The sequence below is a fragment of the Bradyrhizobium iriomotense genome, from assembly GCF_018129405.1.
Taxonomy (GTDB): domain Bacteria; phylum Pseudomonadota; class Alphaproteobacteria; order Rhizobiales; family Xanthobacteraceae; genus Bradyrhizobium; species Bradyrhizobium iriomotense_B.
Map to the genome: position 1 here is coordinate 238,300 of NZ_JAFCLP010000006.1, position 14,172 is coordinate 252,471.

General features: G+C 64.6%; 13 protein-coding genes. 3 read left to right on the forward strand and 10 right to left on the reverse strand.

The window, feature by feature from the left end:
* Positions 1 to 5: 5 nt before the first annotated feature.
* Both groL and JQ592_RS16315 read right to left on the reverse strand, forming a co-directional pair.
* Positions 6 to 1,646 (reverse strand): chaperonin GroEL, encoded by a 1,641-nt coding sequence (gene groL / locus JQ592_RS16310; RefSeq protein ID WP_211403841.1) that lies wholly within the window; start codon positions 1,644 to 1,646, stop codon positions 6 to 8.
* A 45-nt stretch (positions 1,647 to 1,691) separates the two neighbouring features.
* Complete coding sequence (locus JQ592_RS16315) at positions 1,692 to 2,006, reverse strand: co-chaperone GroES (protein ID WP_014494241.1); 315 nt, start codon at positions 2,004 to 2,006, stop codon at positions 1,692 to 1,694.
* 400 nt (positions 2,007 to 2,406) lie between these two features.
* Here JQ592_RS16315 and JQ592_RS16320 point away from each other — a divergent pair, with 400 nt between their 5' ends.
* The gene (locus JQ592_RS16320) at positions 2,407 to 2,694 is read left to right on the forward strand and encodes an usg protein (RefSeq protein WP_018648592.1); all 288 of its coding nucleotides are present in this window, start codon (positions 2,407 to 2,409) and stop codon (positions 2,692 to 2,694) included.
* Positions 2,695 to 2,865: 171 nt separating this feature from the next.
* Here the strand turns inward: JQ592_RS16320 and JQ592_RS16325 are convergent, their stop codons facing one another.
* Positions 2,866 to 4,992: a tetratricopeptide repeat protein gene (locus JQ592_RS16325; protein ID WP_211403842.1), complete on the reverse strand. Its 2,127-nt coding sequence runs from the start codon at positions 4,990 to 4,992 to the stop codon at positions 2,866 to 2,868.
* Positions 4,993 to 5,210: 218 nt separating this feature from the next.
* Between JQ592_RS16325 and JQ592_RS16330 the strand changes: the two genes are divergently transcribed.
* The gene (locus tag JQ592_RS16330) at positions 5,211 to 5,738 is read left to right on the forward strand and encodes a cupin domain-containing protein (protein WP_211403843.1); all 528 of its coding nucleotides are present in this window, start codon (positions 5,211 to 5,213) and stop codon (positions 5,736 to 5,738) included.
* A 241-nt stretch (positions 5,739 to 5,979) separates the two neighbouring features.
* On the opposite strand, the gene JQ592_RS16335 is transcribed toward JQ592_RS16330, so the two are convergent.
* Positions 5,980 to 7,230, reverse strand: coding sequence for a NupC/NupG family nucleoside CNT transporter (locus JQ592_RS16335; protein WP_211403844.1), 1,251 nt, complete (start codon positions 7,228 to 7,230; stop codon positions 5,980 to 5,982).
* Positions 7,231 to 7,390: 160 nt separating this feature from the next.
* Here JQ592_RS16335 and JQ592_RS16340 point away from each other — a divergent pair, with 160 nt between their 5' ends.
* The gene (locus JQ592_RS16340) at positions 7,391 to 8,629 is read left to right on the forward strand and encodes an MFS transporter (RefSeq protein WP_211403845.1); all 1,239 of its coding nucleotides are present in this window, start codon (positions 7,391 to 7,393) and stop codon (positions 8,627 to 8,629) included.
* 203 nt (positions 8,630 to 8,832) lie between these two features.
* Here the strand turns inward: JQ592_RS16340 and JQ592_RS16345 are convergent, their stop codons facing one another.
* From JQ592_RS16345 to JQ592_RS16370, 6 genes are all read right to left on the reverse strand, one after another.
* The gene (locus JQ592_RS16345; protein WP_211403846.1) at positions 8,833 to 9,591 is read right to left on the reverse strand and encodes an SDR family oxidoreductase; all 759 of its coding nucleotides are present in this window, start codon (positions 9,589 to 9,591) and stop codon (positions 8,833 to 8,835) included.
* A 26-nt stretch (positions 9,592 to 9,617) separates the two neighbouring features.
* Positions 9,618 to 10,376 carry a proteasome-type protease gene (locus JQ592_RS16350; protein WP_057740901.1) on the reverse strand — a complete coding sequence of 253 codons (759 nt, stop codon included), beginning with the start codon at positions 10,374 to 10,376 and terminating at the stop codon, positions 9,618 to 9,620.
* Positions 10,377 to 10,489: 113 nt separating this feature from the next.
* The gene (locus JQ592_RS16355; RefSeq protein WP_211403847.1) at positions 10,490 to 10,897 is read right to left on the reverse strand and encodes a carboxymuconolactone decarboxylase family protein; all 408 of its coding nucleotides are present in this window, start codon (positions 10,895 to 10,897) and stop codon (positions 10,490 to 10,492) included.
* Positions 10,898 to 10,948: 51 nt separating this feature from the next.
* Positions 10,949 to 12,088 (reverse strand): acyl-CoA dehydrogenase family protein, encoded by a 1,140-nt coding sequence (locus tag JQ592_RS16360; RefSeq protein ID WP_246820434.1) that lies wholly within the window; start codon positions 12,086 to 12,088, stop codon positions 10,949 to 10,951.
* A 160-nt stretch (positions 12,089 to 12,248) separates the two neighbouring features.
* Positions 12,249 to 13,097 carry a transglutaminase family protein gene (locus JQ592_RS16365; protein WP_130369337.1) on the reverse strand — a complete coding sequence of 283 codons (849 nt, stop codon included), beginning with the start codon at positions 13,095 to 13,097 and terminating at the stop codon, positions 12,249 to 12,251.
* A 129-nt stretch (positions 13,098 to 13,226) separates the two neighbouring features.
* Entirely contained in the window at positions 13,227 to 14,171 is a 945-nt protein-coding gene (locus JQ592_RS16370) for an alpha-E domain-containing protein (RefSeq protein WP_080134268.1), read from the reverse strand.
* Position 14,172 lies beyond the last annotated feature (1 nt).

The following is a 14,172-nucleotide window of genomic DNA, read 5'->3' on the forward strand; positions in this document are numbered from 1 at the left end:
CTGGATCAGAAGTCCATGCCGCCCATGCCGCCGCCCGGAGGCATCGCCGGACCGGCGCCGCCCTTCTTGGGCAGCTCGGCGACCATGGCTTCCGTGGTGATCAGCAGGGCCGCAACCGAAGCTGCGTTCTGGATCGCGGTGCGGACCACCTTGGTCGGGTCGATGATGCCCTTCTTGACGAGGTCGGCATATTCGCCGGTCTGGGAGTCGAAGCCGTAATTGTAGGCCTTGTTCTCCAGGATCTTGCCGACGATCACCGAGCCGTCTTCACCGGCGTTGATCGCGATCTGGCGAGCGGGGGCCGACAGCGCCTTGCGCACGATCTCGACGCCGGTCTTCTGGTCGTCGTTCTTGGTGCGCAGGCCCTTGAGCTGCTCGGAGGCACGGAGCAGGGCGACGCCGCCGCCCGGGACGATGCCTTCCTCGACAGCCGCGCGGGTCGCATGCATCGCGTCATCAACGCGGTCCTTGCGCTCCTTCACCTCGACCTCGGTCGCGCCGCCGACGCGGATCACCGCGACGCCGCCCGCGAGCTTGGCAAGACGCTCCTGGAGCTTCTCACGGTCGTAGTCCGAGGTGGTCTCCTCGATCTGCGCCTTGATCTGGGCCACGCGCGCCTCGATGTCGGCCTTCTTGCCGGCGCCGTTGACGATCGTGGTGTTCTCCTTGTCGATCATCACCTTCTTGGCGCGACCGAGCATGTTGAGCGTGACGTTCTCGAGCTTGATGCCGAGGTCTTCCGAGATCGCCTGGCCGCCGGTCAGGATCGCGATATCCTGCAGCATGGCCTTGCGGCGATCGCCGAAGCCCGGAGCCTTGACGGCCGCGACCTTCAGGCCGCCGCGCAGGCGGTTCACGACCAGGGTCGCGAGGGCTTCGCCTTCGACGTCCTCGGCGACGATGACCAGCGGCTTGCCGGTCTGCACCACGGCCTCGAGCAGCGGCAGCAGCTCGTTCAGCGAGGAGAGCTTCTTCTCGTTGATGAGGATGTAGGCGTCGTCCATCTCAACGCGCATCTTGTCGGCGTTGGTGACGAAGTAGGGCGAGATGTAGCCGCGGTCGAACTGCATGCCCTCGACGACGTCGAGCTCGGTCTCGAGCGACTTGGCTTCCTCGACGGTGATGACCCCCTCGTTGCCGACCTTCTTCATGGCGTCGGAGAGGAACTTGCCGATCTCGGCGTCGCCGTTGGCCGAGATGGTGCCGACCTGGGCGATCTCCTCGTTCGAGGTGACCTTCTTGGAGTTCTTCTGCAGGTCCGCAACGACGGCTTCGACCGCGAGGTCGATACCGCGCTTGAGGTCCATCGGGTTCATGCCGGCGGCAACCGACTTGGCGCCTTCCTTCACGATCGCGGCCGCGAGCACGGTCGCGGTGGTGGTGCCGTCGCCGGCCGCGTCGGCGGACTTGGAGGCGACTTCGCGCACCATCTGCGCGCCCATGTTCTCGAACTTGTCCTCGAGCTCGATCTCCTTGGCGACGGTGACGCCGTCCTTGGTGATGCGGGGAGCGCCGAACGACTTGTCGAGCACGACGTTGCGGCCCTTCGGACCGAGCGTGACCTTCACCGCGTTGGCGAGGATGTCGACGCCGCGCAGCATCTTGTCGCGCGCTTCAACCGAGAATTTGACTTCTTTGGCTGCCATCTGGATTTTTCCTTGAGGATTTTGACTGGAGGGAGAGAGGGGCTGTTAGGCCGCCTTCTTCTTGGAAGCGGGGACGTCGAGGACGCCCATGATGTCGCTTTCCTTCATGATCAGGAGATCGACGCCGTCGATCTTGACCTCGGTGCCGGACCACTTGCCGAACAGCACGCGGTCGCCGACCTTCAGGTCGATCGGGATCAGCTTGCCGGCCTCGTCGCGGCCACCCGGGCCGACGGCGACGACTTCGCCCTGGGAGGGCTTTTCCTTGGCAGTGTCGGGAATGATGATGCCGCCAGCGGTCTTCTCTTCTGCGTCGATGCGCTTGACCACGACGCGGTCGTGAAGCGGACGGAATTTCATGCAGTCCTCCTAAGTAGTTGCACGATATGGAAATTTTTGGGCGTTAGCAGTCTGTGCCCGCGAGTGCTAGCACAGGCGAGGCTGAAATAGGACAGGAATTTTGCGGGGGCAAGGGCTTCTAGCAGAAAAATCAGCAGCCGGAAGCGTGGACTGCCAGAATCTCTTTTCCATCGTTAACCAGCCTCGGAGGCTCTTCGAGGCCCCTTGGGAGGCCGTATTAGCACGGAGTCATGTCTGCTGCTAACGCATTGAATTTCAACAGCTTGTTAAACTTTTGGGCTTGAGATGGGTTGTCAGTTTGCGTCACATTTCTCTCATGTGAGCGCATCTCCACCGGGTGGCTCGTAAGCAGCGTACCGGAAAGCCGCCCCCTGAATGCGCTCCTGCAAAGGAGGTTGGCATGGGACTGCGGGTTGGGGGCGTTTCCGAGGACTTCCGGAAACAGATGCTGGGCTACGGGCTGACGACGGCACAAATTCTCTACCGGATGCCGGATCATCCCTCGCTGCTCCAGACCTATGTCTGGCAGAACTACGACATGTTTCCGAAATTCCCGGCGCTCACCGACTTCCTGGCCTTCTGGCAGGAGAAGCTCGACGGTCCCTTGTTCTCGGTGACGGTCGCGCATTCCAAGCTGATCAAGCCCGCCGAGCTGCGCGCCGTCGACGGCGTGTTCCGGCTGCATTGAGCAGAGCACCGGTCTCGTAGGAAAGGCGCGGCATGCGCGCCGTGCCCACCATCTCTCGCGACATCTGACAATGATGGGCACGCTTCCGCCGTCGCTCTTCGAGCTATGGCGGACAAGCCGCTATGCCGACCCTACGGACGCACTATCCCCCGTGATCGCCTGGGGCAGCGATCAGGCGCCGCTGCTGCAATAGCGCTTCCACATCGCGCGATAGGCCTCGTCCACCGCTTCCGCGTAGGCGACCGGGTTGCAGGCGGCCGCAGCCCTGACCTGCCCGGGCAGCTCGCTGCGCAACTTGTCGAGGTCGCCGAGCTCAGCCGCACGGCTCACCGCGATGTCGACATAGGCCTCCTCGCTGTCCGTCACCCAGTCCGGCAGGCCAAGCGCGGTGAGGATGGAGCCGGCGGCACGGCTGGGCAGGCTCTGCCCGAGCTTCGCCACCACGGGCACGCCCATCTGCAAGGCTTCCAATGTGCTGACGCCACCATTCTGCGGGAACGGGTCGAGGGCAATATCGACGCGATTGAACGCTGCCAGATGATCGACTCGCAACGTGGTTCCGAGCAGATCGACGCGTTCGGCCGGCACTCCGCAAGCTGCAAGCCGCGCCAGCAGATTGTCGCGGACCAGTTGATCGTCCAGCGCAACGTCCTTGATCAGCAGTCGTGACCCCGGCACCCGCTCGAGAATCCTGGACCAGGCTTTCGCGGCCTGGTCCGAAATCTTGCTGATGCGGTTGAAGACGCCGAATGTGACGAAGCCGTTCGAGATCGCCGGCGTCGACGCCCGCGCAAGCTCGATCGGCAGCGGCTCCAGCGTCACAAAGCACGGTAGATCGACAACGGTTTCCGCAAACAGATGCCGGACCGCGGGAGGAATCGCGACCGGGTCCGAGAACAGATAATCGATCGTCGGCAGCCCGGTGCCGGTGCCGTGACCCCAGCCATGCGCCTGGATCGGCGCCGGCTTGCGCGCAAACATGCTGAGGCGGTTTCCTTTGGTATGGCCAGACAGATCGATCAGGATGTCGATGCCATCGGCGCGGATCTCGGCGGCGAGGCGATCGTCGCTCCATTGCGAGGCGTCGCGCCAGCGATCGGCGATCTTTCGAAATTCGTCGGTCGCCTGGTCCACTTTCGACGAACAGGAGTAGCACACGACCTCAAACTGGGCCCGGTCATGGTATTGCAGGACCGGCTTGAATATGAACGCGGCCGAATGCGCGTTGAAGTCCGACGAGACATAGCCGAGCACCAGCGGGCGATCCGGATCGCGGCTGTTGTCGTACGGTCCCGCCGCTTCTGGAGCGAACGTCTTGCCGATCCGCTCCCACCAGACCTGCCGCGCTTGCTGATGCTGCTCAACGCTGGCATCCGCCGCGAAATCGAGCGTGAATATCTTGTTGGAGATCGCGCCCGGGAAGTTGGGCTCGATCTCGAGGGCTCTGTCGTAACTGGCCAGAGCTTCGTCGATCCGCCCAAGTGTGGAGAGACAAACGCCCCGCACCAGGTGAGCTTGAGCAGCATCGGGATCGATCGCGATGGCTTTCTCGCTATCGTGCAGTGCTTCGGCGATTTGCTGGATCTGGAGCCAGACATTGGCGCGCCCGAACCACCCGTTCATGTCGTCGGGCGCGAGCGCGATTGCCTGATTGCAATCCGCCATGGCTTCGTCAAATCGCAGAAGCTCCTGCAAGGCGATGGCGCGGTTCGCCAGCGCCGAGGCGTAGTTGGGCTTGATCGCTAGCGCGCGGTTCAGGCTTGCGATGGCTTCGTCAAAATTGCGCAGACGGCAGAGCACCCAACCCCGGCCGTTGTGGGCTTCGGCAAGGTTCCCGTCGATTGCGAGCGCCTTGTCGTAGCACTCGAGCGCTTGTTGAAGATCAAGAGTCACGCTCGCATTGCCGAGATTGGACAGGGCTACGGCGTAGTTGGGGCGCAAGGCGAGGGCCCGTCGATAGCTCTCGCGGGCCTCATCGTGACGTCGCAGCTTGTTGAGCGCGATGCCCCGGCTCATGTGAGCATCGGCAGATTGCGGATCCACGGCAACCGCCCGGCTCAGCAGAATTTCGGCTTCCTGATAGTTCTTGGCATCAGACTCCAAGCTGCCGAGCATATGCAGCGCGATGAACTGGTTGGGCGCAAGCTGCAGGACCTGGCGATAGCCAGCCCGGGCCTCGGAGAGAAGCCCTTGCTTGTGCAGCTGGAGGGCCAGCCCGAGCAATGGCAGCACTTCGGCCTTCTGTCGCTTTTGAAGCCGGGCATTGTGAAATGCACGCTGACCTACGCTGTTGCTCATGAATCAATCCCCCAGAATCTCATGCGGGAGATTAAGTCGGCGAGGGAACGAATACGAGACGACGGCCGTTCGCGACGACAGCTTCGGACAAGCTACGAGCGAGCGGGGCATCGCGCTTGCTGACCCAAGCCCGCAATTGCTGCCCGCTCCAGGACTGGCTAATCTGCCTTCGGGTTGTCCCCGTCCGGCGGGCGCGGCTCAGATCAGGGAGGCAGACAATGGCCAGGCAAAAGGCATCAAGACCCGAAACCAAGACTGCGGCGAAGAAGCGGAGTGGCGCCAAGGCCGCGGCACGATCCTCGGCACGCAAGGCGGTGAAGGCGAAGGCGCGCACGGCCGCGCCGAAGAAGCCCGCGCGCCCCAGGCAGCGCATCGCGATCAGCCATCACCGCGAGGAAGACTTCAAGGCCGACGGCCTGCGCGCCTACGCGAAGTATCGCGACCTCGGCATTGCCGATGCGACCCACGGCCTCGCACAGGCGCATGTGATCCGCCTGCAAGGTCCCTGCGACCCGGCGGAAGTCTCGAAGCTGCACTTCCACGACGTCGAGTTCCAGATGGTCTACGTGCTCAAGGGCTGGGTGAAGACCTACATGGACGGGCAGGGCGAGACCTTGATGAAGCAAGGCAGCGCCTGGACCCAGCCGCCGAAGATCAAGCACATGATCCTGGATTATTCGGACGACGTCGAGCTGCTGGAGGTGATCCTGCCGGCGGAGTTCAAGACGGTTGAGTTGAAGGCGTAGGTCTCTCCGCCGTCATTGCGAGGAGCTCTTGCGACGAAGCAATCCAGACTATCTCCGCAGACGCATTTCTGGATTGCTTCGCGGAGCCTGTCATCGGGGCGCGCTTCGCGCGGACCCGTTGGCTCGCAATGACGGTTCTCTTGTAGCCCGGATGAGCGCAGCGACATCCGGGGCACCGCCAGCGACGACGCACAAAGTCCCGGATATCGCTGCGCTCATCCGGGCTACGAGGGCTTCGTTGCTACGCCAGCACCCCCACCACCGCCCCCATCAGACATGTCGTCAGCGTCCCCGATATGATCGACTTCAGCCCCAGTGCGTTGATCTCGTCGCGCCGCTCCGGCGCCATCACCCCCAGGCCGCCGATCATGATGCCGAGGCTGGCGAAATTGGCGAAGCCGCACATCGCGTAGAGCATGATCAGGCGCGAGCGTGGGTCGAGCGCATCGGGCGGCAGTTTCGAGAAATCGACATAGGCGATCAATTCGTTGAGCACGGTCTTGGTGCCCATCAGGCTGCCGGCCGTCACCGCCTGGTCCCACGGCAATCCCATCAGCCAGCACACCGGCGCCATGACGAGACCCAGCAGACGCTGCAGCGAGATCGCGGCGCCGCCGATGTTTGGCAACAGGCCGAGGATGGCGTTGACGAGATAGACCAGCGCCACCAGCACCAGCAGCATGGCGACGATGTTGAGCAGCAGCTCGAGCCCTGCGCTGGTGCCTTTCACGATCGCGTCCATCGTGCTGGCGACGTCCGTCTCGGGATCCTCCAGCGCGCCGCCGGTGCGCTTGTCCGAGGTCTCGGGCACCATGATCAGGCTGACGAGGATCGCGGCCGGCGCGCCCAGCACGGAGGCGATGACGAAATGCGCGGCCGCGTCGGGGATGAGCGGCGCCAGCAGCGTCGCATAGAGCACCAGCACGGTACCGGCGATGCCGGCCATGCCGCCGGTCATGACCAGAAACAATTCGCTGCGGGTCATCTGTGCCAGATACGGCCGCACGAACAGCGGCGCCTCCACCATGCCGAGGAAGATGTTGGCGGCGGTCGACAGGCCGACCGCGCCGCCGACGCCGAGCGTGCGCTCCAGCAGCCAGGCCATGCCGCGCACGATCGGCGGCAGTACCCGCCAATAGAACAGCAGCGTCGTCAGCACGCTCATGACCAGCACAATCGGCAGCGCCTGGAACGCCAGGATGAAGTCCGCGCCGGGCACCTTCAGGTCGAAGGGCAGGGTGCCGCCGCCGATATAGCCGAACACGAAGGCGGAGCCTGCGCGCGAGGCCGCCGAGATGGCGCCGACCGCGTCGTTGATGGCACCGAACGCATGGGCGACGACCGGCAGCTTCAGCAGCACGACCGCGGTGACGAAGGTCGCGGCGAGGCCGATCGCCGCCTGGCGCAGCGAGACCGCGCGGCGATTCTCTGCCAGCGCGAAGGCGATCAGCAGCAATGCGAAAATGCCGAGTGCCGATTGCAGTCGAAGCATGATGTCCCCAAACCCCCAATGATTATGGCCGCGCGTGCGTTGCAAAGGCAATGCCGACAGGCCACGGAAGTGTCCCATTGTTGACAAGCGGACCCGTCTCAGCCACGCGAAAGGCCCATCGAGATCAGGGGGCGGACAGTCCGAGGTGACCGAAGCGGCGATGCCAGAGCAGCCAATATCCCAAAATCCGCCGGTCAGCGCCGGCGCGCTCCTCGCCCACCGCGCCTTTCTGTTCTTCCTGCTCTCGCGCAGCCTGTCGCGCTTTTCGAGCCAGATCGCGGCGGTCGCGATCGGTTGGCAGATCTACGATCTCACCGGCTCGGCCTTCGACCTCGGCATGGTCGGCCTCGTGCAGTTCCTGCCGACCGCGCTCCTGGTGTTCGTTGCCGGCCACGCCGCCGACCGTTTCGAGCGCAAACGCGTGGTCCAGCTCTGCCAGCTCGTGGAAGCTCTGACCGCGCTCTATCTCGCAACCATCACCTATCTCGGCGCAGTCAGCGAGGTGCAGATCTTCATCGCGACGTTCGTACTCGGCATTGCCGGCGCGTTCGAGAGCCCGACCACCGCGGCGCTGCTGCCGCTGATCGCGCCGCAGGGATCGCTCCAGCGCGCCACGGCGGTCGCAAGCGGTGCGGGGCAGGTCGCGACCATTACCGGTCCGGCCCTCGGCGGATTCGCCTACGCGATCGCGCCGCATCTCGCCTACGCCGTGATGCTTCTGTTCTGGATCCTAGGGATGATCCTGACCGGCTTCATCCGGCCGCGTCCGCAGGCTGTTGCCAAGGACATGGACGTTGCGGACAATATCTTCGCCGGGGTCCGTTTCATCCGCAGCAATCCCGCGATTCTCGGCACCATCTCGCTCGACCTGTTCGCCGTGCTGTTCGGCGGCGTCACCGCGCTGTTGCCGATCTATGCCCGCGACATCCTTCAGACCGGCACGGTGGGCCTCGGCGTGCTTCGCGCGGCGCCTGCGGTCGGCGCACTCCTGATGACCATGGTGCTGGCGCGCCACGCCATCTCGCGCCATGTCGGCCTGCGCATGTTCCAGGCCGTGATCGTGTTCGGCATTGCCACGATCGTATTCGCGCTGTCGTCGTGGATGTGGCTGTCGGTGCTGTCGCTCGCGATCCTCGGCGCGGCCGACACGATCAGCGTCGTGATCCGCTTCTCGCTGGTGCAGCTCTCGACACCCGACGAGATGCGCGGCCGCGTCGGCGCGGTGAACTTCCTGTTCATCAACGCCTCCAACCAGCTCGGCCAGTTCGAGAGCGGCCTCACGGCCGCCCTGTTCGGCACCATGCCCGCCGCCGTGCTCGGCGGCGTCTGCACGGTGGCGGTGGCGCTCTTGTGGATGAAGCTGTTTCCGACCCTGCGGCAGGTGGAGAGCCTGGAGTAGGCCTCCACTCTTTCCCCGTCATTGCGAGCGCAGCGAAGCAATCCGGAATCCCGCCGCATTTGACGGTCTGGATTGCTTCGCTGCGCTCGCAATGACGATTGTTGAGATAGCGCGGGGATTTAACTTGCGTCACCCCAGCAGCCGAGCAGCAGCAGGCGCCACTTGACGCCTACTGTGCATGGGGTTGTTTTCGCGCTTTTTGTTCAGCCCCGCCCGACGAACGGCATCTTGGTCGCCATCACCGTCATGGTCAGCACGTTGGCGTCGAGCGGCAGGCCGGCCATGTAGGCGACGGCATCGCCGACCGCCTTGGCGTCCATGCGCGGCTCGTGCTTGGTGGTGCCGTCGGGCTGCAGCACGCCGGGGCCGTTGACCATGCGGTCGGTCATCGGGGTTGCCGCATTGCCGATGTCGACCTGGCCGACCGCGATGTCATACATGCGGCCGTCGAGATTGCTGGCCTTGGTGAGGCCGGTGATGGCGTGCTTGGTCGAGGTGTAGGCCGCCGAGAACGGCCGCGGCGCATGCGCCGAGATCGAGCCGTTGTTGATGATGCGGCCGCCGCGCGGGGTCTGGTCCTTCATGATGCGGAAGGCGTGCTGGGTGCACAGGAACGGGCCGGTGAGGTTGGTGTTCACCACCGCCTGCCACTGCTCGAGGCTGAGGTCCTCGAAGTTCACCGCCGGCGCGCCCATGCCGGCATTGTTGAAGAGCACGTCGAGGCGGCCATAGGTCGCCTTCACCTTGTCGAACAGCGCGGCGATCGAGTCCGGCTTGGTCATGTCGGCGGTGACGCACAGACTTTTGCCGGCGGGGCCGAGCTTCGCGGTTTCCTCGAGCATCTCCATTCGGCGCCCGACCAGCACCACGGTGAAGCCGGTGTTCATCAGCGCCAGCGACGCCGCGCGCCCGACACCGGTGCCGGCGCCTGTCACCACTGCGATCTTTTTCGCTTCACTCATCGTTTCCTGCCTTTTCTCTTGAGCTGTCAGGTTTTGGGTTCTTTTTCGTTCTTGTAGGGCGGGCGCGGAATGTTCTGATGCGCCGCGCGCAACGCCGCCGACCAGCGCGAGCGCAGATCGTGGAAATAGGGCTCGCCCGCCTCGATGCGGTGGTTGAGATCGGCCTCGCAGGCGTCCGTGCGCACCACCAGCACGTCGATCGGCAGGCCGACGCCGAGATTGGACCGCATGGTCGAGTCCATCGAGATCAGGCCGGTCTTCAGCGCCTCATAGAGCTCGACGTCGTAATGCATGGCGCGGTCGAGCACCGGCTTGCCATATTTGTGCTCGCCGATCTGCAGGTAGGGCGTGTCGGTGGTGCATTCGATGAAATTGCCGGCGGTGTAGACCATGAACAGGCGCATGCGCGCGCCCTTGATCTGGCCGCCGAACAGGAACGAGACGTCGAAGGAGACGTCCTCGGACTTCAGCGCCGGGCCTTCGGTCGCATGCACGGCTCGGATCGCCCGGCCGATGCGCTGGGCGGCCTGGAACATGGTCGGGGCGTTCATCAGCGTCTCGATCTCGCCCGTATTGGGGTCTTCGAGGCCCTCGGTCAGCGTCGAGAGCACCGACTGGCTGATGGCGAGGTTGCCGGCGCTGGCGATCGCCATGATGCGGTCGCCGGGCTTGGAGAAGATATGCAGCTTGCGGAAGGTCGAGACGTTGTCGAGACCGGCATTGGTGCGGGTATCGGCGATCATCACCAGACCGTCCCGAACCAGGATTCCGCAACAATAGGTCATTTCCAGTCCCCGAACGCGTTAGCGCGAAATTACTAGCGAATTTCAGGGAGGCATGAAACCCCCGATTCCCGCGGGGAGGTCGTCATTCCCAGGCGCGACTGCGACCGCCGACCTCAGTCGGCGGCATCGACGAGAAACGCCTCATCGACGGGAACGCCGAGGGCCGTGACCAGCCGGTTCGTTTCCGCGGCCATACCGACGATGGCGAGCAGCTCGCCATATTCGGCCGCGGTCATGCCCTTGGCCCGGGCGCTCGCGGTGTGCGAATGGATGCAGTAGCTGCAGCCATGCGCCACGGAAACCGCGACATAGAGCATTTCCTTGACCTTGGGATCGAGCGCCCCCGGCGCCATCACCTCCTTGAGGCTTTCCCAGGTCCGCCGCAGCGTCTTCGGATCATGCGCCAGCGCGCGCCAGAAATTGTTGACGAAATCCGATTGCCGCACCTTGCGGATGTCGTCGAAAACGGCGCGCGCCTCGCTGGAGAGCTCATCGTCCGAAAGCAGTTTTACAGTTGCCATGAGGGCCTCGCGGGGTCGGGTGATCCCGCGAGTGTAGCACGGCTGATGCGTTCAGGCGGCATCCTCAGCCGAGCGGCGCAACGCCAGTCGGCCGACGTCGACATATTGCCTCTGCTGCGCGTGAGCGTGCTGCGCGCCGACGTGAAGGTCGCGCAGGCGCCGCTGCAGCGGCGAGCTGTCGTAGACCGCACTGCTTCCGGCCAGCGCAAAGCAGGCATCCGCAATGCCGACGCAGGTCGTGGCGAGCCAGACCGCGGATTGAGCGGCCTCGATGACCAGGTCTTCGTCGTTCAGCGTGCCCGCCAGCGCACGCCGCCAGTGGCTGGCGACCTGGACCTCGTGGAGGGCCTGCGCGGCCTTAAGGTTCGCGGAGATGCGGCCGAGCTCGTACTGGAAGGTCTCGGACTCCCGCATCGGGACGGCCGCATATAATTGCTGCCGCCCGGTATGGGCCAGGGCGAGCAGGTCATCGACCGCGCCTTCGGCGAGGCCCACCGAGAACGCGCCGTGCGCCACAGGCAGCCATTGCCGCAATGCCTGATAGAGCGGACCGGACATGCGAGGGGGAGTCTCGAGATCGAAGACATTTGCTTCGGGAACCAGCCTCTCCCGTAGCGCGATGTGTTGGCTGCCGGTGCCTTTGAGCCCGGCCGCGTGCCAGGTGTCCTCGATATCCCAGTCGCGCGCCGGCAAGGCGACGGCGCCAATCTGCGGCTTGCCGTGCGGGCCGGGGACCGGCTTGCCATTCTCGGTGACGATGCAGAATCCGCCGATCCAGTCGGCATGCATGCAGGAGCTGGCGAACGGCCAGCGGCCCTTGACGCGATAACCGCCGGACACGCGTTCCGCCGTTCCTGCCGGTTGTGACGAGCCGCAGATCGCGACGTCAGGACCGTCCTGGTACATTTGCTGATACAATTCAGGGCGTGCCGCCGCGGCGAACAGGCTGCCGACGCCGGCGACAATCGCGGTCCAGCCGACCGAGCCGTCGAGACGGGTCAGCGCCTTGATGACCTCGAGGCCATCAGGAAAATCGAGCTCCAGCCCGCCATGGCTCCGCGGAACGAACATGCGGAAGATTCCGATCGATCTCAGCCGCTCGACGAGGTCGGGCGGGAGGCGGCGCGCAGCTTCGATCTCGGCGGTGCGCGCCACGATCTCGGGTGCCAACTCCCGGATGCCCACAAGCATGGCTTTCTGGGGATCGCGCAGTGCGAAGTGATCGCTGAGTCTTTCTTGAAGCCGCATCTGTCTCAACCTCTGTTGCGGGAACGGATCGCAACAAGAATTGGACCAACCGCGCTACGGCGCGGTTTCAACGCGGCAGTCGTCGGTTACGGCTGTAACGCTGCTAGCTCTGCCGCTGGGACTGCGACTGCGATTGCCCGCCGCGGCCGGCCTGCTCGACCTTGACCGCAACCGTCAGCGTCTCCGCCCCGCCGCCATAGCGGGTGCCGCGCACGGGGGCGGCGCCGAGATAGTCGAGGCCGATGGCGACGCGGACATGGGCATCGGTGGTGCAGATGCAGTTGGCGGGATCGAAGCCGACCCAGCCGAGATCGGGGACATACGCCTCCGCCCAGGCGTGGCCGGCGTCCTGGTGCACCGTGCCGTCGGAGCGCAGGAAATGGCCGGAGACGAAGCGCGCCGGCACGCCGCCGGTGCGGGCGCAGGCGATGAAGATATGCGCATAGTCCTGGCAGACGCCGCGCTTGAGCGTGAACGCCTCCGCCGCCGATGTCCCGCTGTTGGTCGGGTCCTCGTCGAAGGTCATGTGGTCGCTGATCTCGCTCATCAGCGTGTGCAGGAAGCCGAGCGTGTCGCTCTCGGCCTCGCTGCGCAGCTGCCGTGCGACCGCCGCCATCGCCGGATTGACGGAGGTGAGATCGGTGGCGCGCAAGAACATGCCGGCCGGAAAGCGTTCGTCGGCGCCGCGCAGCACCCCGCCGGTGTCGTGGGTCTCGATCAATCCCTCGGCGGTGATCTTGATGTCGCCGACGGGCCCGCAGGACAGCACATGGGTGACGTTGCCGAAGGCGTCCTCATGGGTGTCGAGCTTGGTGTCCGTGGAGACGTCGATCTGCCACTCCGCCACATATTGTCCGTCATGGCTGCACGGCGTCATGCGCAGGATCTGGATCACGCTGGTGGCCGGCGGCTCGTAGCGGTAGGTCGTGGTGTGCTGGATTCGCAGGCGCATGGTGGACCGTTGTTCTGGCGTCATTCCGGGGCGATGCGCCGGCATCGAACTCTAGTGCGCAATTGCGCACTTGAGAATCTCGAGATTCCGGGTCTGGTCCTTCGGACCATCCCGGAATGACGGCGTGTATCAGATCAAATACTGCTTCGTGATGATTTCGCCCAGCCTGGAATTGTCCGCGATGAATTCCTGAATGAATTCATGCACGCCATGCTGGAAAATGTCGTTCATATTGCTGTGTTCCAGCCGGTTGCGGATGCCGCGGGCGTGGCGCTGGGCCGGGCCCTGGCGGCCATAGGCGACGCCGATCTGGTCGAGATTGCGCACGAGATTGCCGTAGCAGCTCGCCAGCGAGCGCGGCAGGGTGTCGTTGAGGATCAGGAGATCCGCGATCAGCCACGGCTTCAGCGTCTCGCGATAGACCCAGTGATAGGCCGTCAGCGCCGAGACCGAGCGCAGGATCGAGCTCCACTGGTAGAAGTCGAGCGGGCCGCCGACATGTTCTTCCTCGGGCAGCAGCACATGGTACTTCACGTCGAGGATGCGGGCGGTGTTGTCGGCGCGCTCGAGGTGCACGCCCATGCGCGAGAACCAGTAGGCGTCGTTGCGCAGCATGGTCCGGTAGGCCGAGCCGTCGAAGCGCAGCGAGGTCTCCTGCACGAAGCGGAGGAATTTGGCGAGGTCCTCGCGCGTCGAGGTGCCCTTGCTCCAGACTGCCTGAAGCTCGATCCAGGCCGAGTTGATGGTGTCCCACATCTCGCTGGTGAGCGCGGTGCGCACCGAGCGCGAGTTCAGCCGCGCCGCCTCGATGCAGTTCCGGATCGAGGACGGGTTGTTCGGCGAGAACGAGAGATATTCGACGACGTTGTGCTCGTTGGCTTCCTCATAGGTCTGATAGAAGCTGGCGGCGACGCCGGCGGTCAGCAGCGCCGAGTCCCATTCATTGGTCTTGCCGATATAGGCGGCGGGAAGCGCGGTGACGCGCAGCGTCGCATCGATGGTGCGCGCGAGATATTCGGCCCGTTCGACGTAGCGGGCGAGCCAGTAGAGGTTTTCGGCGGTACGCGACAGCATC

Excerpts from the sequence above, each read along its gene's own strand:
- JQ592_RS16365 (WP_130369337.1), bottom strand. The coding sequence starts at position 13,097 with ATGCGCCTGCGAATCCAGCACACCACGACCTACCGCTACGAGCCGCCG.
- JQ592_RS16335 (WP_211403844.1), bottom strand. The coding sequence starts at position 7,230 with ATGCTTCGACTGCAATCGGCACTCGGCATTTTCGCATTGCTGCTGATC.
- groL (WP_211403841.1), bottom strand. The coding sequence starts at position 1,646 with ATGGCAGCCAAAGAAGTCAAATTCTCGGTTGAAGCGCGCGACAAGATG.
- JQ592_RS16355 (WP_211403847.1), bottom strand. The coding sequence starts at position 10,897 with ATGGCAACTGTAAAACTGCTTTCGGACGATGAGCTCTCCAGCGAGGCG.
- JQ592_RS16370 (WP_080134268.1), bottom strand. The coding sequence starts at position 14,171 with ATGCTGTCGCGTACCGCCGAAAACCTCTACTGGCTCGCCCGCTACGTC.
- JQ592_RS16315 (WP_014494241.1), bottom strand. The coding sequence starts at position 2,006 with ATGAAATTCCGTCCGCTTCACGACCGCGTCGTGGTCAAGCGCATCGAC.
- JQ592_RS16345 (WP_211403846.1), bottom strand. The coding sequence starts at position 9,591 with ATGAGTGAAGCGAAAAAGATCGCAGTGGTGACAGGCGCCGGCACCGGT.
- JQ592_RS16320 (WP_018648592.1), top strand. The coding sequence starts at position 2,407 with ATGGGACTGCGGGTTGGGGGCGTTTCCGAGGACTTCCGGAAACAGATG.
- JQ592_RS16330 (WP_211403843.1), top strand. The coding sequence starts at position 5,211 with ATGGCCAGGCAAAAGGCATCAAGACCCGAAACCAAGACTGCGGCGAAG.
- JQ592_RS16325 (WP_211403842.1), bottom strand. The coding sequence starts at position 4,992 with ATGAGCAACAGCGTAGGTCAGCGTGCATTTCACAATGCCCGGCTTCAA.
- JQ592_RS16340 (WP_211403845.1), top strand. The coding sequence starts at position 7,391 with ATGCCAGAGCAGCCAATATCCCAAAATCCGCCGGTCAGCGCCGGCGCG.
- JQ592_RS16360 (WP_246820434.1), bottom strand. The coding sequence starts at position 12,088 with ATGCTTGTGGGCATCCGGGAGTTGGCACCCGAGATCGTGGCGCGCACC.
- JQ592_RS16350 (WP_057740901.1), bottom strand. The coding sequence starts at position 10,376 with ATGACCTATTGTTGCGGAATCCTGGTTCGGGACGGTCTGGTGATGATC.